The sequence below is a fragment of the Lysinibacillus sphaericus genome (assembly GCF_002982115.1).
In the GTDB taxonomy this organism is placed as follows: Bacteria; Bacillota; Bacilli; order Bacillales_A; family Planococcaceae; genus Lysinibacillus; species Lysinibacillus sphaericus.
In genome coordinates this window covers 3,110,751-3,128,532 of record NZ_CP019980.1, presented here as the reverse complement: position 1 = coordinate 3,128,532, position 17,782 = coordinate 3,110,751, and the positions used below count along the sequence as shown (strand labels likewise).

The window sequence follows — 17,782 nt, the reverse complement described above, 5'->3', positions numbered from 1 at the left end:
AGATGCCCTAAAGGGAGCTCATCTGCAACAGTTAAGCATCTGTGTTTAATACGCTGATGCCAATTTGATAGGAGTGTCAAACAATGCAACAAGTTGATGCAATTATTGTTGGAGGAGGCCCTTGTGGTTTAGCCGCAGCAATATCTTTGCAAAAAATTGGTTTACAACCGATTGTAATTGAAAAAGGAAATATCGTAAACGCTATTTACAATTATCCTACACATCAAACTTTTTTTAGTACGAGTGAACGTTTAGCGATTGGTGATGTACCATTTATTATTGAAGGACGGAAGCCAAAGCGAAATCAGGCACTTGTTTATTATCGTGAAGTAGTACGCTTGAAAAATATTCAAGTAAACCGTTTTGAAAAAGTCGAAAGTGTTGTCAAATCAGGGGAACTTTTTACTGTTACGACTGATAAGGATGTATATGGAACACCCTATGTGGTCATTGCAACGGGTTACTATGATCATCCTAACTATATGAATATTCCTGGCGAGGCATTACCTAAAGTTCACCATTATTTTAAAGAAGGCCATGAATTTTTTGATACGGATGTCCTTGTGATTGGTGGCAAAAATTCAGCAGTAGATGCAGCTTTAGAATTAAACAAAGCGGGCGCTCGTGTCACAGTTGTTTATCGAGGTAGCGAGTATTCATCAAGTATTAAGCCATGGGTCTTACCAGAATTTGAAGGTGTTGTGCGCAATGGAGAAGTCACAATGCATTTTAATACAATTGTGAAGGAAATCCGTGAGCATGAAGTCATCATTAATATTAATGGTCGTGAAGAAATGATAAAAAACGACTTTGTCTTTGCTATGACAGGCTATCATCCAGACCATTCATTTATCCGTGCGATGGGAGTTACAATTGACGAAGAAACAGGTCGACCATTTTGTCATCCAGAAACAATGGAAACCAATGTAGCTGGATTATTTATTGCTGGGGTTATTGCAGCAGGGAATAATGCCAATGAAATTTTTATAGAAAATGGCCGCTTCCATGGGGATTGTATTGCTCAAGCTATTGCGGAAAGAAAGCTATAAAAGAAAAAGGAAGCTGTATAGGCATGCACTGCTTATACAGCTTCTTTAGACTGTAGAAGGAGGGGAATAATGACTTGGCTTTATTGGCTATTTAGTTATAGTGTTGGAAACTTTTTGACGGCTTATTTCGTTGGAAAAATGTATGGTGTCAATTTGCAACAAGAACGTAGTAAAAATCTTGGAGCCAGAAATGCAGGGAGTGTAATTGGCAAGGCTGCATTTATGTGGACATTTTTGGGGGATGCATTAAAAGGTGTACTAGTTGTAACATTGGGCTATTTCTGGCATTTGGAACAGTGGGTTATTATGGCTGGAGCCTGTTTCGTGATTCTCGGTCATTTATATCCGATTTGTCTAAAATTTAATGGTGGTAAGGGGGTTGCAACGTTTATTGGTGTTGGACTTGCCCTTTCTCCAGCTTTATTTTCAATGATGATTGTCGGTACAGCTATTGTACTTGGTGTAACAAGAAGTTTAACACTCGGCATGTTAGGTGGCTTTGTATTTTACATTGGCGCAATTGTACTGACAGGACATTTACAGTTATACATACCGATACTTGTTGCCATTATGTGTATGCTATTGAAGCATTCATCCAATATAAAGGAGTCATTGAGAAGAGGGAAGTGAATTTATGTACTGGTGTAAAGTCGCACAGACAGAAAAGGAATTTGATGCAATTGCGCAGTTGAATTATGAAACTTTTGTTGAGGAAATTCCACAACATGAACCAAATGCGCTGAAAAGAAAAGTCGATCGTTTCCATAAAGAAAATACGTATTTAGTGGTGTATAAAGGTACTGAGCTTATCGGTATGCTAGCCTTTCGAGATCAGCGACCGTTTTCAATCGATGAAAAAATTGGCGAAGTAGAGCAATTTTTACCAAAGGAAATTTGTACAAAGCTTTGTGAAATTCGCTTACTCGCAGTGAAAAAGCCTTACCGCTCAGGTCGAGTACTAATCAGATTAACACAAGCATTAAATGCATTTGCCTATGAAAAGGGGTACTCAGCAGCTGTTATCTCAGGTACTACACGTGAGGAAAAGATGTATAAACAAATGGGCTTTAGCCAATTCGCACCTGCGGTAGGAACAAACGAAGCAATGTTTTTACCAATGGTCTTAACAAGGCAACAATTTGAACAGTCGTTGCAACACAAGCTTGCGCAAGAAAGTTATACATTTTATCCAGGACCAGTGAAACAGCAGGGAGCAATTGTGTATTCTGATATGTCGCACAGGTCACAAGCCTTTCAATCGCTCTATGCACGTATGCGTAGCAAGTTGCTTGAATTATCTGGGGCTAAACAAGTCGCTACAATCGTTGGATCAGGGACGCTCGCAAATGAAGTGATGCTTGGGCAACTCAAGGCTCAACAAGCGGGGCATGGACTTATTTTAACAAATGGCGAATTTGGAGAGCGTCTTCAGAAGCAGGCAGAACGTTGGTTATTGGATTTTGATGTTGTTACGCAAGCGTGGGGAAGCGCATTTGACATGCAGGCATTGGAGGATTTATTACAAACGGGGGCTTATCAGTGGTTGCTTATGGTGCACGGAGAAACGTCAACAGGTGCATGCAATGATTTACACGGGATGAAGCAGTTGGCTAAGCGCTATAACATAAAACTTTGTGTTGATTGTATTAGCTCTTTTGGTGCTATGCCGTTTTTATTGGACGATTGCTATTTAGCGACAGCGGTGAGTGGTAAAGCTATTGGGGCATTGAGTGGTTTGGCCTTTGTGTTTTCTCAAGAACTTGTAGAGCCTGTGACAGCGTTGCCTGCCTATTTGGATTTAACCAATTATCAACATGGAACAATTCCCTATACACTACCAGCAGCACTAGTTGGGAATGTAGTGGAAGCCTTACAAGCCTATCCAGCGCGTTATCATCAACTACAGCAGCGCTATGAGGCATTGTTGCAGTTGCCTTTTATGCATTATCGTTTACCAATCACAGCGTATCCAATGATCATCACTATACAATGTCCAAATGGCTTAACCAAGCTAGCAACAGATTTAAAATTAAACGGGTTATTTGTGCATGCAGATAGTAACTATTTAAAACATCGAAATTTTATACAGTTATCGGTGATTCAACCTGATTTTGAGTTAGCCTATAGGCGCTTGCAAAATTTGTTAACTTTCTATAAGCAAACAGTTGATTTATAAGTGACATCTCAAACTAACTATAAACTGCCCCAATTGTTAGGTGGTGTCTAACAATTGGGGCAGTACTATTACTGGAAAAACTCTTTTAAGTCTAAAGGATTCCCTGCTGTATTTAAACCGATTAGTAACTTTAAGCGTGCTTTTTGTCCGTTAATACCTGTGGCGAAAATGGCGCCTAAGTCTTCCAGCATTTTACCACCACCAATGTAGCCGTATACGCCTTCTGCGATGCCATTGAAGCATCTAGAAACTAAAACGACCGGAATACCTCGTTCCAATAGACTTTCAATGCCTTTTACAACTGTTGGTGGTACATTGCCTTGTCCAAGTCCTTCAAGTACAACACCATCATATTGGCAGGCGAGGACCACATCAAGTAAATCAACTTCCATTCCCGCATATACTTTCAACATCGCTACTCGTTTTGTTAAGCCTTTTACATCTACATATTGGCGACGAATCGGGGCATGATGAAACAGAATACGTGTTTTTGTAATAAGTCCAATTGGGCCGTATTGTGGGGATTGAAATGTATTGACTGAGCTCGTACTCGTTTTTGTTGTGTTGACAGCCAAATGGACTTCATCGTTCATCACAACTAGCACACCTTTGTCTTTTGCTTCAGCATCTATCGCTACACGAACAGCTTCCACTAAATTGTATATGCCATCAGCACCTAGCTCATTGGAGGAGCGCATTGCACCTGTTAAGACAATTGGAATGGATAAATTGGTTGTTAACTCTAAAAAATAGGCTGTTTCTTCTAAAGTATCTGTGCCGTGTGTAATGACCACACCATCAAAATGTTCTGTTGAAGTTTTTTCCATAATTAAGTTACGTAAATGAAGCATTTCTTTTGGTGTTATATGTGGTGAAGGAAGATTAAACGCCTCCACTTCTTTTATAGATGCCAGTGTATCAAGTTTTTTACTCTCTTTTATTAATGGATTTTCCTTGTTAGGCATCACCGCACCTTCATCACTCATTGCCATGGAAATTGTGCCACCCGTATGAATTAATAAAATTGTTTTTTTCATAAAAATATATCTCCTTTTAAAAAGTTTTTTTGTCATTACATGGTATAATGAAATCAGTCTATTGTTGAAAGGAGCCGGCAACATGATCATTCTTTTATCAGCTGCCATTGCTCCCGGTCTAGCGCTTTTTAGTTACTTCTATTTGCGCAATCAAATGGCAACGGAGCCAAGAAGAACTTTACTTCAAACGTTTTTGTATGGTGCTTTTCTAACTTTCCCTATCTTGTTTTTACAATATGTATTAACGGAGGAGGGAGTTTTTCGATATCTTTATTTACAAGATGTCCTTTTTTCAAGTGTCATTGAAGAGTTTTTTAAATGGTTTGTTCTGTTAATAGCTATTTACAATCATGTGGAATTTGATGATCCTTATGATGGTATATTGTACGGTGCGAGTATATCTCTTGGATTTGCTACGATAGAAAATATATTATATTTATTTTCTTTCGGTTTAAACACGGCCTTTATGCGCGCGTTATTACCCGTATCCAGTCATGCTCTGTTCGGTGTAGTAATGGGCTATTACTATGGACGTGCTAAATTTTCAAAAAATGCAAAGACGAAAGAAATGATTGCAATGGCCATTTGCGCACCGGTAGTATTACACATTTTATACAATACAATATTATCATTTAAAGGGCATTGGGTATATTTAATGATACCGTTTATGTTATTTTTATGGTGGTTTGGCTTACGTAAAGTAAAGCTAGCGCACTATCATCTTGTCCAACATTTGCATATGCATAAAAAAATATAAAAACGTAGAAATCTAAAAATGATTTCTACGTTTCAGATTGTCGACAAAAGGCATCAAGAAGTTTTAACCTTGATGCCTTTTGTCATTTTTTATAGTAAATAATTAGATTTCACTGCCGAGTTGACCATACTCTTTGAGCATATCTATTCTCCTTAAGCAGCTTGCCATGTCCAAGTAGCAAGCTTTTTCAAGTTCATGGCAGCAAAAGTAAGCATCGCCTGCATGGACAATTTTTTAAGACCCCTTAAGGTTGTCCATCGCATACCATGCTTTTCTTTTGCATCTGCAAAGACACGTTCAATCGTTTCTTTGCGCTTTGCATAAATTTGTTTAATAGCATATGAATGGCGTAAATGTTCAGCTTCTTCCATATATGTTTCCCAGATATGACGTTGAATAAGTTTTTGATGATTCTTGCTTTCTGTACATTGTGATAGCAAGGGGCAATTAGCACAAATCGTTGGATTCGATTTATATTGGCGATACCCTTCCTTTGTGGTTGTCGTATATTTCAATACCTGCCCTTGTGGGCAAAGATAACAATTATAGTACTCATCGTACACGTATTCATGCTTTCGAAAGAAACCATCCTTTGTTTTAGGACGTGTATAAGGGAGAACAGGTAACATTTGATTCTCTAATAAAAAGTTAGTGATGGCAGGTGTTTTATAAGCAGCATCCGCAGCAATCGCTAATGGCTTTTTCACTTTTTTAATGATTTTTTCAACAAGTGGCTGCAATACATAGCTATCGTGCACATTTCCTGGAGTCACAATCGTACCTAATACAAAACCTTTTTCATCTGTCGCTGCATGAAATGAATACGCAAACTGCTTAGTCCGTTCATCCTTAACATAATAACCACTCTCTGGGTCTGTCGTACTTTCCTTGATTTCTTTCCATTCGTCTTTTTCAAATCTCTCTGGAGGGAAGGGTTTTTTTCCGTGTTCCTCACGATCAATATTTAATTCCAGTTGAAGTTTCTCTTCATAAGCACGTGTTTCTTTTCGAACGACTTTTTTATCATACTTTCGCTTATTAGCGCTTGCCTTTACATGCGTGGAATCAATAAATACATGGTCTGCATGCAGGAGACCCTTCTTCATAATTTCTTTTAGAATACGATAGAAAATTTGTTCAAACACATCTGTGTCTTGAAACCGTCGCGCATAATTTTTACCGAAGGTAGAGAAGTGTGGAACTTCTGTATGGAAGCCAAATCCTAAAAACCAACGATAGGCCATGTTCGTTTCAATTTCTTTAATAGTTTGACGCATTGAGCGAATACCGAAAACATATTGAATAAAGGTCATTTTAAAGAGAACAACAGGGTCAATACTTGGACGCCCTAAAGATGAATAGAGGTTTTCCACTAATGGATAGATAAACGAAAAATCAATCGCTGCCTCTAGTTTTCGGACTAAATGGTCTTGTGGCACCAATTGGTCAATTGTCAGTATTTCTAATTGTTCACGTTCATTGATTTGATTTTTCGACATCATTTTCCATCACCTCAAATAGATTATTTTATTTATAGTTGATTGATAGCAATTCATATCAAGTTGATTGGAGCGAAGGGCGGGCGACTCCTGCGGGAACGCACAGTACGTAAGACGCAACAGACCGCGCGTTAGCGAGGGTTGCGGCTTACGATGTGCCCGCGGAAAGCGCCCGAACGTAGCGGAAATCAACAGGAGTAGACATCTATTTTTATCTTAAAATGAAAAAAGACTGTAGGCAAACTCGAAATTTTTCGAGTTTGTCTACAGTCTGAAACGTAGAAATCTAAAAATGATTTCTACGTTTTTTTCTTTTTTATCAATGTATAAAAAGTGTCTTTTGTTTCAAGCTATAAAAAAAAGGAGTGATGATTGTGCGTTTATTAAGCATACTTTTTGCTTTCCTATTTGCGATTAGTATAGTCTCGATACCGCAAAATGACGCCATAGCGTTTAGCGATCAACAGATTGCTCGTGGTGCTTATGGAGATGACGTGATTGAGCTGCAAGCTAGACTACAATACTTAGGATTTTATAAAAGTAAAATTGATGGGAAATTTGGCTACAACACGTATTGGGCACTGCGAAATTTCCAAGAAAAATATGGATTGCCGATTGATGGAATAGCGGGGGCAAAGACGAAAAAAGCGTTAGCTGGCTATTCAGATTATGATGAGAATTGGGTAAAAGCGCAATTAAAAGCAGGCAATCAATTTACCTATTATGGTGGTGTGCCTCTTGATCAACAGGTGAAAAATAGTGGTGGAGGCAGTACAGCAAATCGTGGTGACAGCAGTGGTAGCAGCAATAGTAATGGTACCGATACACAAATTCCACCAAAGTATACAGAGCGAGATTTACAGCTAATCGCTAATGCCGTTTACGGAGAAGCGAGGGGAGAACCTTATGAGGGGCAAGTTGCTGTAGCAGCAGTTATTTTAAATCGACTAGAAAGCCCTGATTTCCCTAACACAATATCAGGTATTATATTCCAACCATTAGCATTTACAGCAGTAGCAGATGGACAAATTTGGTTAGAGCCGAACCAACGTGCAAAGGAAGCGGTCATTGATGCTATGAATGGCTGGGATCCATCGGAAAATGCCCTGTATTACTTTAATCCAAAAACAGCAACAAGTAAGTGGATTTGGACTCGTCCTCAAATAAAACAAATAGGTGAGCATATTTTCTGTTCATAGAAAGGAGGAAAACAATTGAGAACAATGCTCGTTATTTTAACAATAGCAGTAATTGGTTTGGGTGCCTATAGCATTGATTTACATGGCGATAAAGAAAGTTTACAACGTACTGTACATGCGCAGTATACAGAAAAATTAACGGACGCTTCTGAAAAATTATCATACTTACAAAGAGCCGTTTCACAATCCTTATTATTTAAGGATGAACAGGCGATCGATAGTGAGTTAGATTCTATTTGGCGACTAAGCTCTGAAGTACGTTCTTCTATAGCGAATATTCCAATTGGGCAAGAACTTTCTAATCAGTGGCTAGGTTATTTGGGAAAACTAGGAGATGAAGCAAAGAAAACAGCAAAATCGGGGGATTATGAAGCATGGCGAGAAAAAATGCCGCAAATTTCTACGAATTTACAAGCTTTATCTGACGAGTGGACGACAGCAACGGTTGATTACTACAAGCAAGATGGAAAAATGGATGTTTGGATGCGTCAAGTAGACAATAAAAATCCTAATACCTCTTTCGATAATATTCAAAAAACACTAAAAGATTATGGTGAAAGTGATTTCCCGCTTACTTTAAGTGAAGCAGATTGGCAAAAGAAAATAGAATTAAAAGCGTTACAAGATTCAGTTATTACGGAAAAAGAAGCATTGGAAAAAGTAAAATATTTATTCCCGCTTATTAAAGATGCTACATTTACTGTGACCAAAAGTAGTGATACCGCACCGTATCCGTTTTATCACATACAGTTCCACCAAGGAATTCGCTTAGGCTATGTAGATTTAACTGAAAAAGGAGGACATTTACTGTCCTATTTAGTGGAACGTCCTGTGGATGAAGCAAAACTTTCCCAAGATGAAATAATTAAAAAAGCTGAAGAACATTTAAAGCGATTGGAAATGAAAGATGTTGCTTATGTTGAAGCACGTGAAAATCATTTAGCATGGCATGTTACATTTGCACGCGTTCATCCTGGTGATAATGCATTAATCTATGCGGATGGTGTTCAGTTAAAAATTGCAAAAGATACTGGGGAATTACTAGGTGCCAATGCAATGGAATATATCCAAGAAGAATCAATCAAACCTCAAAAGGCCAATCCAATTGATTGGAAATCTTTCTTTGATAATAATGTGCGTGTGGAAGAAGTGAAAAATATTTATACGGATAATGGACAATTCGAGCAACGACTTTGCTATGAAGTGATAGCCGTTCGAGATGAACAGACGCAAGAAACATTCCGTATTGTCATTGATGCTGAAAATCACAATGTTTTAAAAGTAGAATATTTAACCTAAGATAAAGAAAAAGCTCCCAGTTCATATAGCCAAAATTTACATCCCATGCGATAATGGAGGTATATATATTGTTCGGGGAGATGCTCATGGAAATAAAAATTGGAACACTATTACAACTAGAACCTACTTATACAGAACGTATAGAGAAATTCCGCTGTAAAGTAGTTGAACAAAAAGACAATATTCTTTATATTGACTATCCAACAAATGTAGTAACAAAGAAAACCGCTTTTTTAATAGATGGTTCAGAATTTAGGGCAACCTTTCGAACAGAGGATAAGCTTTCCTATGCATTCAATACAGAAGTAATAGGACGCAAGGCGGGCAATATACCGATGATTATGTTGCATTGCCCTCAAGAAGATGATTTTATTAAAATTCAACGCCGTGAATATGTTCGTGTTGAAACACCTGTTGATGTGGCAGTTCAATTTAATGAATTTAAGTATCAATTAGTCACAGCGGATATCAGTGCGGGTGGTATTGCACTAATTTTGAAAGGTGATGTAGCTTTCAAAGACGATGATGATGTTAAGTTAACGATTGTCTTACCATTTGCCAATGGAGATGTCATTTATGTCGTAACAGAAGCTACTGTTGTTAAGATATTTGAAAAAGAAGATAAGACAATTGCTACCATTCAGTTAACAGATACGGATGATATCGATCAACAACATATTGTACGTTTCTGCTTCGAACGTCAGCTAGTCAATCGCCGTAAAGAATTAAATCCTTTCGATGATTAAAATCACAGTAGCCCTCTTGTAAATAGAGGGCTTTTTTTTGTTAGTATGATACAATATGGTGTGAAAGAAAGTAGGGAAGCATAATGAACAAAAACATTCAAATTGCGATTGACGGACCTGCAGGAGCTGGGAAAAGTACAATCGCGAAAATCGTTGCAGAATCACTAGGATTCACGTATATCGATACGGGTGCAATGTATCGAGCAGTTACGTATAAAGCGATGCAACAAAACATACATTTAGATGATGAAGCAAAATTAGCAGAAATGTTAGCCGTTAGCTCAATTGAATTAAAGCCATCTCCTCAAGGTCAACTTGTTTTTTTAGACGGCGAAAACGTATCAGATGCAATACGCTCTAACGAAGTGACATCATCTGTTTCACAAGTAGCAGCACATGCCAAAGTACGTGAATTGTTGGTCGCACAGCAACAAAAACTTGCTGCAAATGGTGGTGTTGTGATGGATGGACGGGATATTGCGACGCATGTGTTAAAAAATGCTGAACTCAAAATCTTCATGTCTGCTACTGTAGAAGAACGTGCAAGACGTCGTTTTATTGACAATGAAAAAAGAGGGATCGCGTCTTCAATAGAAATGCTCCAAGAAGAGATTGCTTTGCGCGACAAAATGGACAGTGAGCGCGAAGCATCACCACTGATTCAAGCAGCGGATGCTATATTTTTAGACACAACGGAGCTATCAATTGATGCCGCAGCACAGGCCATTTTAAAATTAGCACAAGAAAAAATGGTATAAATCCTAAAATTTCAGACATTTTTTGAATTTAAAGGATTTATTTTTGTCTTTGTCTTCAATATCGAATAAAATAGTAAGGGAAGATGCGAAGGAGGGTTACATATGTCTGAAGAAATGAACTATGCAGAACAAACGTTTAACGAAGGTGATATCGTCAAAGGTATTGCAGAGCAGGTTGATGAAAAAGCGGTAACTGTTTCAATTCCAGGTGCACCGTTTGACGGTATCGTACCAATAAGTGAATTATCGAGCTTACACATTGAAAAAGCGTCTGACGCAATCTCCGTTGGGGATGAGTTAGAATTGATGATTACAAAAGTTGAAGAAGGAAACTATGTATTATCAAAACGTAAAGTAGATGCCTTAAAAGCATGGGATACACTTGAACAACAATTTACTGCTGAGGAAGTTTTCGAAGCGGAAGTAAAGGATATTGTTAAAGGTGGTCTTGTTGTTGATTTAGGAGTTCGTGGCTTCGTTCCGGCATCCTTAGTAGAAGATTATTTTGTTGATGATTTTGAAGATTATAAAGGGAAAATATTAAGCTTTAAAATTGTTGAGCTAGATAAAGAAAAAAACCGCTTAATTTTATCACATCGAGCTGTAGTTGAATCTGAGAAAGCATCTCAGAAGAAAAATGTCATTAACCAAATTAAAGCTGGTGATGTATTAGACGGTAAAGTGCAACGTATAGCATCGTTTGGTGCATTTATTGACCTTGGTGGTATCGATGGCCTTGTTCATATTTCACAAGTATCACATGAGCATGTAAGTGATGTCAGTGAGGTTTTATCAGAAGGACAAGAAGTGAAGGTAAAAGTTCTGTCGGTAGATCCAGAGAATGAACGTATCTCATTATCCATTAAGGAAACAATTCCTGGACCTTGGTCGAATATTGAAGAGCGTGCAGCGAAAGGCACAATACTTGTAGGGAAAGTCAAACGCCTTACATCGTTTGGTGCTTTTGTAGAAGTGTTCCCTGGTGTGGAAGGCTTAGTGCATATATCGCAAATTGCGCATAAACATATTAATACACCACATGAAGCGTTAAAAGAAGCGCAAGAAGTACAGGTGAAGGTGCTGGATGTTAACGTTGACGAAGGTCGTCTAGCATTAAGTATAAAAGATTTATTGGAAAATCCAGAGGCAGAAGAAGTAATCGATTATGAATTACCAGAAGAAAACACAGGTTTCTCTCTTGGTGATGTCATCGGCGATCAACTGAAAAACTTTAAATAATCATGACATGCGAGGATATGATGTTGTATCCTCGCTTTCGTCTGTCATCATATGATAATTAAGCTACATAGGAATGTAACTATGCAAGCCCCATCACTGCGCTTCTAGTGAGCGAGTAAGAGCTTCTATCCATGGCATTTGCCTAATAAATGAGTGAAGCCATGTCTAGTTTGCTGCCTACAGAAGCCTATTTGGTGGGGCTTATTTTGTTTACATGTTAATTTGCCGATTTGGTGATACTAAGCGAAATGGCACGTGCGCAAAGGAAAATAAATAGGTGAATAATACGAGGAATAAAGAGCACGTTGGGACAAAAAACAACGATTATGTCGAGCAGAAAAGTAAAAAGTACTCTCCTCGATGGATATGTTATGATATAATGGCATTTTTCGTGTATAATAGCGAAAGATAAGAAGTTGGAAGGATGAAGTACAGATGACGAAACCAGTAGTAGCCATCGTAGGTCGTCCGAACGTAGGTAAGTCGACGATTTTTAATCGTATCGTTGGAGAACGTGTCTCGATTGTAGAAGATATTCCGGGAGTAACACGTGACCGTATTTATAGTTCGGCAGAGTGGTTAACACATGATTTTAATATTATTGATACAGGTGGTATCGAAATTGGAGACGAGCCGTTTTTAGAACAAATTCGTCAACAAGCAGAGATCGCTATTGAAGAAGCAGACGTTATTATATTTATGACGAATGGCCGTGAAGGCGTAACAGCAGCAGATGAACAAGTTGCAAAAATTTTATACAAAACAAAAAAGCCTGTCGTTCTTGCTGTCAACAAAATTGATAATCCGGACATGCGTGAAATGATTTATGATTTTTACGCACTTGGCTTTGGTGAACCTTGGCCAATTTCAGGCTCTCATGGCTTAGGCTTAGGGGATTTATTAGATGAGTGTGCAAAACACTTCCCTCAAGAGGATGAAAACCAATATGGCGATGACGTAATTAAATTCTCTTTAATTGGTCGTCCAAATGTCGGAAAATCATCACTAGTCAATGCCTTTTTAGGTCAAGAACGCGTTATTGTCAGCAACATTGCAGGTACAACGCGAGATGCAATTGATACACCTTACGAATATGATGGGCATGAATATGTCATTATTGATACAGCCGGTATGCGTAAAAAAGGAAAAGTGTACGAAACGACAGAAAAATATTCTGTGTTACGTGCGCTACGTGCCATTGAACGCTCTGACGTTGTATTAGTTGTTCTGAATGCTGAAGAGGGCATTCAGGAACAGGATAAAAAAATTGCAGGCTATGCACATGAGGCTGGAAAAGCAATTGTTATTGTCGTTAACAAATGGGACGCGATTGAAAAAGACGAAAAAACAATGAATGTTTTTACGCAGCAAATCCGTGAGCACTTTTTATTCTTAGACTATGCTCCAATTATTTTCGTATCAGCCAATACAAAACAACGAGTACATCAAATTTTACCGATTGTGCAGCGCGTAAGTGAAAATCATGCAATGCGTATTCAATCGTCTATTCTGAATGAAGTGATTGAAGATGCTGTGGCACGTAACCCAGCGCCGACTGACAAAGGTCGCCGTTTACGTATTTACTATGCTACTCAAGTGGCGATTCAACCACCAACGTTTGTCGTATTCGTCAACGAAACAGAATTAATGCACTTCTCTTATGAGCGATTTTTAGAAAATAGAATTCGTGAAACATTCGATTTTGAAGGGACGCCAATTCGTTTAATTACACGTGCACGTGCATAATTTAAAATATTACACTTCAGTACGCCAACCCGACAATTGTTGTTGGGTGGCGTCTTTTTTCAAAGGATTAGGCTAAATCACTAATTGGTTAAAATATGTCTAGCATGCATATGGACCTTTAGCAATTAACCTGTAGGAATTAAAAGGGGGAATAACAATGGAACGAGTTTGTGTTCTAGGAGCAGGCTCATGGGGATCGGCACTAGCAATGGTACTTGCGGAAAATGGACATGATACGCTTGTCTGGACGCATAGAGCAGATCAGGCTGAAGAAATGAATACGCAACATACAAATAAAAAGTATTTACCTGAAACGCTATTACCGGAGAATTTACATGCAACGAATGATATTGCAAAGGCAGTAGCTCACTCCAATACAATAATTGTAGCAGTGCCAACGAAGGCTATTCGAGAAGTTTGTGAAAAGATGACTGCTACGTTAGATCAAAAAGTATTATTTGTCCATGTATCAAAGGGAATTGAGCCTGATTCATTAAAACGTATATCTGAAATTTTGGCTGAAAGCTTGCCAACTGAATTTATCGAAGACATTGTAGTACTTTCGGGGCCAAGTCATGCAGAAGAAGTCGTATTACATCATCCGACAACGATTACGGCAGCTTGTGCCAATATTGAAGCAGCTGAAAAAGTCCAAGATTTGTTTATGAATCAATTTTTCCGCGTTTATACGAATGAGGATGTTATAGGCGTAGAAATGGGTGGGGCGTTAAAAAACGTGATTGCGTTAGCGGCAGGCATTACAGACGGGCTAAATTATGGTGATAATGCAAAAGCGGCACTAATTACACGTGGACTCGCTGAAATTACGCGCTTAGGTGTCAAAATGGGCGGAAATCCATTTACATTCGCGGGGCTGACAGGTATGGGGGATTTAATCGTTACATGTACAAGCGTGCATTCTCGTAATTGGCGTGCTGGAAATATGTTAGGTAAGGGTATGAAACTGCCAGAAGTACTCGATCAAATGGGTATGGTAGTGGAAGGCGTACGAACAACAAAGGCAGCCTATCAATTAGCAGAAAAATATAATGTCGCAATGCCTATTTCAACAGAACTTTATGGTGTATTGTTCAACGATGTAGAACCAAAAGTGGCGGTTGATGCATTAATGATGCGTATGAAAAAGCGTGAAATTGACGAAATGATGCATTAAATTACCGTAACTTTCATTTTATTAAACAGCAAGAATTTGTCATGAAATGGACACAAAAAGGTATCTCAGACACACTGTGAGATACCTTTTTTAATTTAAATGACAAAAGAGAAATATTGTTTTTAGTACTTTTCTCATAATACAATTATGCAAAAAGTCCTTTTAATGTTTATAATCCTCTCTCTATTTAGTAAATATATGTTATAATTTCCATGGGTATATAATTGAATATAGCTATCTTCTTATTTCTGTAGTACATTTCTTGGATTTTATAAGTATATCAAAAAAATAGTATTTTCACTAAAGTCGTTAGGCTATTTTCTTTTTTGCTACAGCGCCATTTCTTTTTTGAAGTTGCCCATAGTATAATAAACGTTGATTGTCTCGTGTCATTGAAGAAAGGTGGTAGACGAAAATGGGTCCGTTAGCACATATGCCTGCACTAGATGTCATGTGGGTATCTTTTTATTGTATCGGCTTTATGATTTTGTCGGTGGGTTTAATTTATTTAGGCCGCAATAAAATTTCAAATGGTTTTTTACGTACAATCGTAAATTTATTAGCATACATACTGTTTGGACTTGGAACATTTTTAATGGTACTGATTATTGCCACATGGCCTTAAAAGGAGGAAGAACGTGTTATGAAAAAACTAAATGCTTTTCTTTTAACAGTGGCAATTGCCGTCTTGTTAGGTGGCTGTGCCTATCCTGAGGAAGAAAAAGCCGCAAACCAAGTGCCAGATGTCGACCAGTTAGCAGCCGTACAACGTGCTGTCAATGAATATCGTGAAGCGACTGGTGGCCTTGTGCCAATTAAAAACAGTGAAATGGATACAGATATTTATATAAAATATTTAATCGATTTTGAAAAACTTATGCCAAAATATATCGCTCAAATTCCTGGAAATGCCTATGAAAAGGGCGGTATTTATCAATACATTATTTGGGATCCGGAAAACAGTGCTGAAGTTAAGTTAGTAGACTTAAACTCTGCTGAGCGCATGCGAGAGATTAATATTCGAAAATTGGGTACGCAATATATCCCGACAAAGGGGGCAATTGCCGATAATGTGTATCAAATTAACTTTGAAAAATTAGGCTATAAATCAGAAGTGACGGTGAAAAGTCCATATTCAGGTGCTGAATTACCAATTTTTATGACTGGTGATGGCGAAATGCATGTGGATTATTCTATTGATTTAGGCCAACTTTTAAAAGAAGACAAGCCAGATGTGAAACCAGGTGATGATATTCGTCAATTGCTTGTCGAAAAGTATCCTGTTGTTCCAGCTTATTCAGTGCCATATACTGTGGATGAAAATGGAGAGCCAACTTATATGATGGATGCTTATAATGCAGACGTCAAAAAAGCTAAAGAAGAAGCTAAAGCCGCGCAAGAGAAAGAAAGCAAAGCTACGGATTCAAAATAAATTTTTCACCCCAATCATTAGATGTTGGTCTAATGATTGGGGATTTTTTTTATGTGCCAGTCACTCAAACAATTCTCATACATTTTCATATTTATCTGCATGGGCGCATATAGTGAAAAAGCGTAGATAAAGGAGGCAGAAACCTTGAGTGAAGCAGTATTTAAAGAAATTGCAGAGCGCACAAATGGCGATGTTTATATTGGTGTTGTTGGTCCAGTTCGGGTAGGTAAATCAACATTTGTAAAAAAAGTAATGGAAGCTGTAGTATTGCCGAATATTGTGGATGATACAGAAAGAATGCGAGCACAGGACGAGCTGCCACAAAGCTCGCCAGGCCCAGTTATCATGACTGCTGAGCCGAAGTTTGTGCCTGCTCAAGCGACTCGTATTGCGGTTGGCGAAGATGAAATGACATTCCAAATTCGTTTAGCAGATTGCGTTGGTTATGTGATTGAAGGTACAAAGGGCTATGAGGATGAAAATGGTCCGAAATACGTGCATACGCCTTGGCATACTGAGCCAATTCCTTTCCAAGAAGCAGCGAAAATTGGCACAGATAAAGTGATTCGTGACCATGCGAATATCGGGATTGTTGTGACAACAGATGGAACAGTAAATGGCATCAGCCGTCGTGCAGCTGAAAAAGCGGAAGAAGAGATTGTTGCGCAATTAACCGAAATTGGCAAGCCTTTTGTTATTGTGTTAAATTGTCAAATGCCGGCAAGAGAAGAAACGGTACAGCTTCGAAATGAGCTATTTGAACGATATAATGTTCCGGTAATTGCGATTTCAATCGATCAAATGCGTGCTTCTGATATTCAATATATTTTACAAGAGGCACTATTTGAGTTTCCGATTCGGACGATTGAGGTTGAAAAACCAGATTGGCTCGATGTCCTTGATGCTACTCACCCACTAAACGTGGCATTAATTGATTCGATGGAAGAAGTGCTTTCGTCTGTGATGAAAATTAGGGACGTGCAACAAGCTTCTGATGCCTTTAAAGCGATTGATTTTATCGATCAAAGTGAAGTGGTACATGTCGATTCAGGAATCGGTACAGCGGTTATTCGCGTGTCATTACAAGGTGAATTATATAAAGCTGTTTGTAATGAATGGTTGGAAGAGCCGATTGAAACAAAGCGCGATTGGCTGCTATTTATTAAAGAGGCTGCTGAAGCAAAAGAAGCCCAAAAACGCTTTAAAGATGCCATTACTGAAGCAGATAATAGTGGTTATGGCGTAACATTGCCAATGATGCAAGAATTCGAACCAACTGCTCCAGAACTAATTAAGCAAAATAATTTCTACGGCGTACGGATGAAAGCAAAAGCGCCATCCTATCATATTATTCGTGTTGATATGGAATCAGAATTTGCGCCACTTATTGGTTCTGAATTCCACAGTCAGCAGTTATTAAAAGATTTAAACCATGCTTATTTACATGATCGTGATGCGCTTTGGCAAACACAACTTTTCGGTACGCCATTGCATGAAGTGTTAAAAGAGGGCATACGTTATAAAATGAATGCAGTACCACCTACAGCTAAAAAACGTATGCGTCAAACAATTGAGCGTATGGTGAATGAAGGTGATAGAGGATTAGTGACATTTATTTTATAGAGATAAAATGGAAAATACTGAGCAAAAAAATAGTGCAGGACTATTCGT

Annotated in this window: 16 protein-coding genes; 14 read left to right on the top strand and 2 right to left on the bottom strand. The window is 38.3% G+C overall.

What is annotated here, in order from left to right:
- Nucleotides 1-83: 83 nt before the first annotated feature.
- The 3 genes from LS41612_RS15745 (at nt 84) to LS41612_RS15735 (ending at nt 3,225) form a co-directional block, all read left to right on the top strand.
- Complete coding sequence (locus LS41612_RS15745; RefSeq protein WP_024362352.1) at nt 84-1,049, top strand: YpdA family putative bacillithiol disulfide reductase; 966 nt, start codon at nt 84-86, stop codon at nt 1,047-1,049.
- Nucleotides 1,050-1,118: 69 nt separating this feature from the next.
- Nucleotides 1,119-1,679, top strand: a complete 561-nt coding sequence (locus tag LS41612_RS15740) for a glycerol-3-phosphate acyltransferase (RefSeq protein ID WP_024362351.1) — start codon at nt 1,119-1,121, stop codon at nt 1,677-1,679.
- A 4-nt stretch (nt 1,680-1,683) separates the two neighbouring features.
- The gene (locus LS41612_RS15735) at nt 1,684-3,225 is read left to right on the top strand and encodes an aminotransferase class V-fold PLP-dependent enzyme (protein WP_024362350.1); all 1,542 of its coding nucleotides are present in this window, start codon (nt 1,684-1,686) and stop codon (nt 3,223-3,225) included.
- A gap of 68 nt (nt 3,226-3,293) precedes the next feature.
- On the opposite strand, the gene LS41612_RS15730 is transcribed toward LS41612_RS15735, so the two are convergent.
- A complete protein-coding gene (locus LS41612_RS15730; protein WP_024362349.1) occupies nt 3,294-4,262 on the bottom strand; it encodes an asparaginase in 969 nt (322 codons plus the stop codon).
- 82 nt (nt 4,263-4,344) lie between these two features.
- Between LS41612_RS15730 and prsW the strand changes: the two genes are divergently transcribed.
- Nucleotides 4,345-5,019, top strand: a complete 675-nt coding sequence (prsW, locus tag LS41612_RS15725) for a glutamic-type intramembrane protease PrsW (RefSeq protein ID WP_024362348.1) — start codon at nt 4,345-4,347, stop codon at nt 5,017-5,019.
- A 152-nt stretch (nt 5,020-5,171) separates the two neighbouring features.
- On the opposite strand, the gene LS41612_RS15720 is transcribed toward prsW, so the two are convergent.
- Nucleotides 5,172-6,521, bottom strand: a complete 1,350-nt coding sequence (locus LS41612_RS15720) for an IS1182 family transposase (protein WP_105928905.1) — start codon at nt 6,519-6,521, stop codon at nt 5,172-5,174.
- Nucleotides 6,522-6,892: 371 nt separating this feature from the next.
- On the opposite strand from LS41612_RS15720, the gene sleB reads away from it, so the two are divergent.
- From sleB to spoIVA, 10 genes are all read left to right on the top strand, one after another.
- The gene (gene sleB / locus LS41612_RS15715; protein ID WP_024364298.1) at nt 6,893-7,717 is read left to right on the top strand and encodes a spore cortex-lytic enzyme; all 825 of its coding nucleotides are present in this window, start codon (nt 6,893-6,895) and stop codon (nt 7,715-7,717) included.
- Between the two features lie 24 nt (nt 7,718-7,741).
- Nucleotides 7,742-9,016 carry a PepSY1/2 domain-containing protein gene (locus tag LS41612_RS15710; protein ID WP_036205511.1) on the top strand — a complete coding sequence of 425 codons (1,275 nt, stop codon included), beginning with the start codon at nt 7,742-7,744 and terminating at the stop codon, nt 9,014-9,016.
- 86 nt (nt 9,017-9,102) lie between these two features.
- The gene (locus tag LS41612_RS15705; protein WP_024364296.1) at nt 9,103-9,762 is read left to right on the top strand and encodes a flagellar brake protein; all 660 of its coding nucleotides are present in this window, start codon (nt 9,103-9,105) and stop codon (nt 9,760-9,762) included.
- Nucleotides 9,763-9,845: 83 nt separating this feature from the next.
- Complete coding sequence (cmk, locus tag LS41612_RS15700; RefSeq protein ID WP_024364295.1) at nt 9,846-10,520, top strand: (d)CMP kinase; 675 nt, start codon at nt 9,846-9,848, stop codon at nt 10,518-10,520.
- Between the two features lie 102 nt (nt 10,521-10,622).
- Nucleotides 10,623-11,759 (top strand): 30S ribosomal protein S1, encoded by a 1,137-nt coding sequence (gene rpsA, locus LS41612_RS15695; RefSeq protein ID WP_024364294.1) that lies wholly within the window; start codon nt 10,623-10,625, stop codon nt 11,757-11,759.
- A gap of 435 nt (nt 11,760-12,194) precedes the next feature.
- Complete coding sequence (der, locus tag LS41612_RS15690; RefSeq protein WP_024364293.1) at nt 12,195-13,505, top strand: ribosome biogenesis GTPase Der; 1,311 nt, start codon at nt 12,195-12,197, stop codon at nt 13,503-13,505.
- 157 nt (nt 13,506-13,662) lie between these two features.
- A complete protein-coding gene (locus LS41612_RS15685; RefSeq protein ID WP_024364292.1) occupies nt 13,663-14,679 on the top strand; it encodes an NAD(P)H-dependent glycerol-3-phosphate dehydrogenase in 1,017 nt (338 codons plus the stop codon).
- A 415-nt stretch (nt 14,680-15,094) separates the two neighbouring features.
- Nucleotides 15,095-15,304 carry a DUF2768 domain-containing protein gene (locus tag LS41612_RS15680; protein WP_024364291.1) on the top strand — a complete coding sequence of 70 codons (210 nt, stop codon included), beginning with the start codon at nt 15,095-15,097 and terminating at the stop codon, nt 15,302-15,304.
- An 18-nt stretch (nt 15,305-15,322) separates the two neighbouring features.
- Nucleotides 15,323-16,111 carry a YphF family lipoprotein gene (locus LS41612_RS15675; protein ID WP_024364290.1) on the top strand — a complete coding sequence of 263 codons (789 nt, stop codon included), beginning with the start codon at nt 15,323-15,325 and terminating at the stop codon, nt 16,109-16,111.
- A 144-nt stretch (nt 16,112-16,255) separates the two neighbouring features.
- Entirely contained in the window at nt 16,256-17,734 is a 1,479-nt protein-coding gene (gene spoIVA, locus LS41612_RS15670) for a stage IV sporulation protein A (RefSeq protein ID WP_024364289.1), read from the top strand.
- The last annotated feature ends 48 nt before the right edge of the window (nt 17,735-17,782 follow it).

Bases quoted from the DNA above. Each gene is read 5' to 3' on its own strand.
- LS41612_RS15745 (WP_024362352.1), top strand. From the start codon at position 84: ATGCAACAAGTTGATGCAATTATTGTTGGAGGAGGCCCTTGTGGTTTA.
- LS41612_RS15740 (WP_024362351.1), top strand. From the start codon at position 1,119: ATGACTTGGCTTTATTGGCTATTTAGTTATAGTGTTGGAAACTTTTTG.
- LS41612_RS15735 (WP_024362350.1), top strand. From the start codon at position 1,684: ATGTACTGGTGTAAAGTCGCACAGACAGAAAAGGAATTTGATGCAATT.
- LS41612_RS15730 (WP_024362349.1), bottom strand. From the start codon at position 4,262: ATGAAAAAAACAATTTTATTAATTCATACGGGTGGCACAATTTCCATG.
- prsW (WP_024362348.1), top strand. From the start codon at position 4,345: ATGATCATTCTTTTATCAGCTGCCATTGCTCCCGGTCTAGCGCTTTTT.
- LS41612_RS15720 (WP_105928905.1), bottom strand. From the start codon at position 6,521: ATGATGTCGAAAAATCAAATCAATGAACGTGAACAATTAGAAATACTG.
- LS41612_RS15710 (WP_036205511.1), top strand. From the start codon at position 7,742: ATGCTCGTTATTTTAACAATAGCAGTAATTGGTTTGGGTGCCTATAGC.
- LS41612_RS15705 (WP_024364296.1), top strand. From the start codon at position 9,103: ATGGAAATAAAAATTGGAACACTATTACAACTAGAACCTACTTATACA.
- cmk (WP_024364295.1), top strand. From the start codon at position 9,846: ATGAACAAAAACATTCAAATTGCGATTGACGGACCTGCAGGAGCTGGG.
- rpsA (WP_024364294.1), top strand. From the start codon at position 10,623: ATGTCTGAAGAAATGAACTATGCAGAACAAACGTTTAACGAAGGTGAT.
- der (WP_024364293.1), top strand. From the start codon at position 12,195: ATGACGAAACCAGTAGTAGCCATCGTAGGTCGTCCGAACGTAGGTAAG.
- LS41612_RS15685 (WP_024364292.1), top strand. From the start codon at position 13,663: ATGGAACGAGTTTGTGTTCTAGGAGCAGGCTCATGGGGATCGGCACTA.
- LS41612_RS15680 (WP_024364291.1), top strand. From the start codon at position 15,095: ATGGGTCCGTTAGCACATATGCCTGCACTAGATGTCATGTGGGTATCT.
- LS41612_RS15675 (WP_024364290.1), top strand. From the start codon at position 15,323: ATGAAAAAACTAAATGCTTTTCTTTTAACAGTGGCAATTGCCGTCTTG.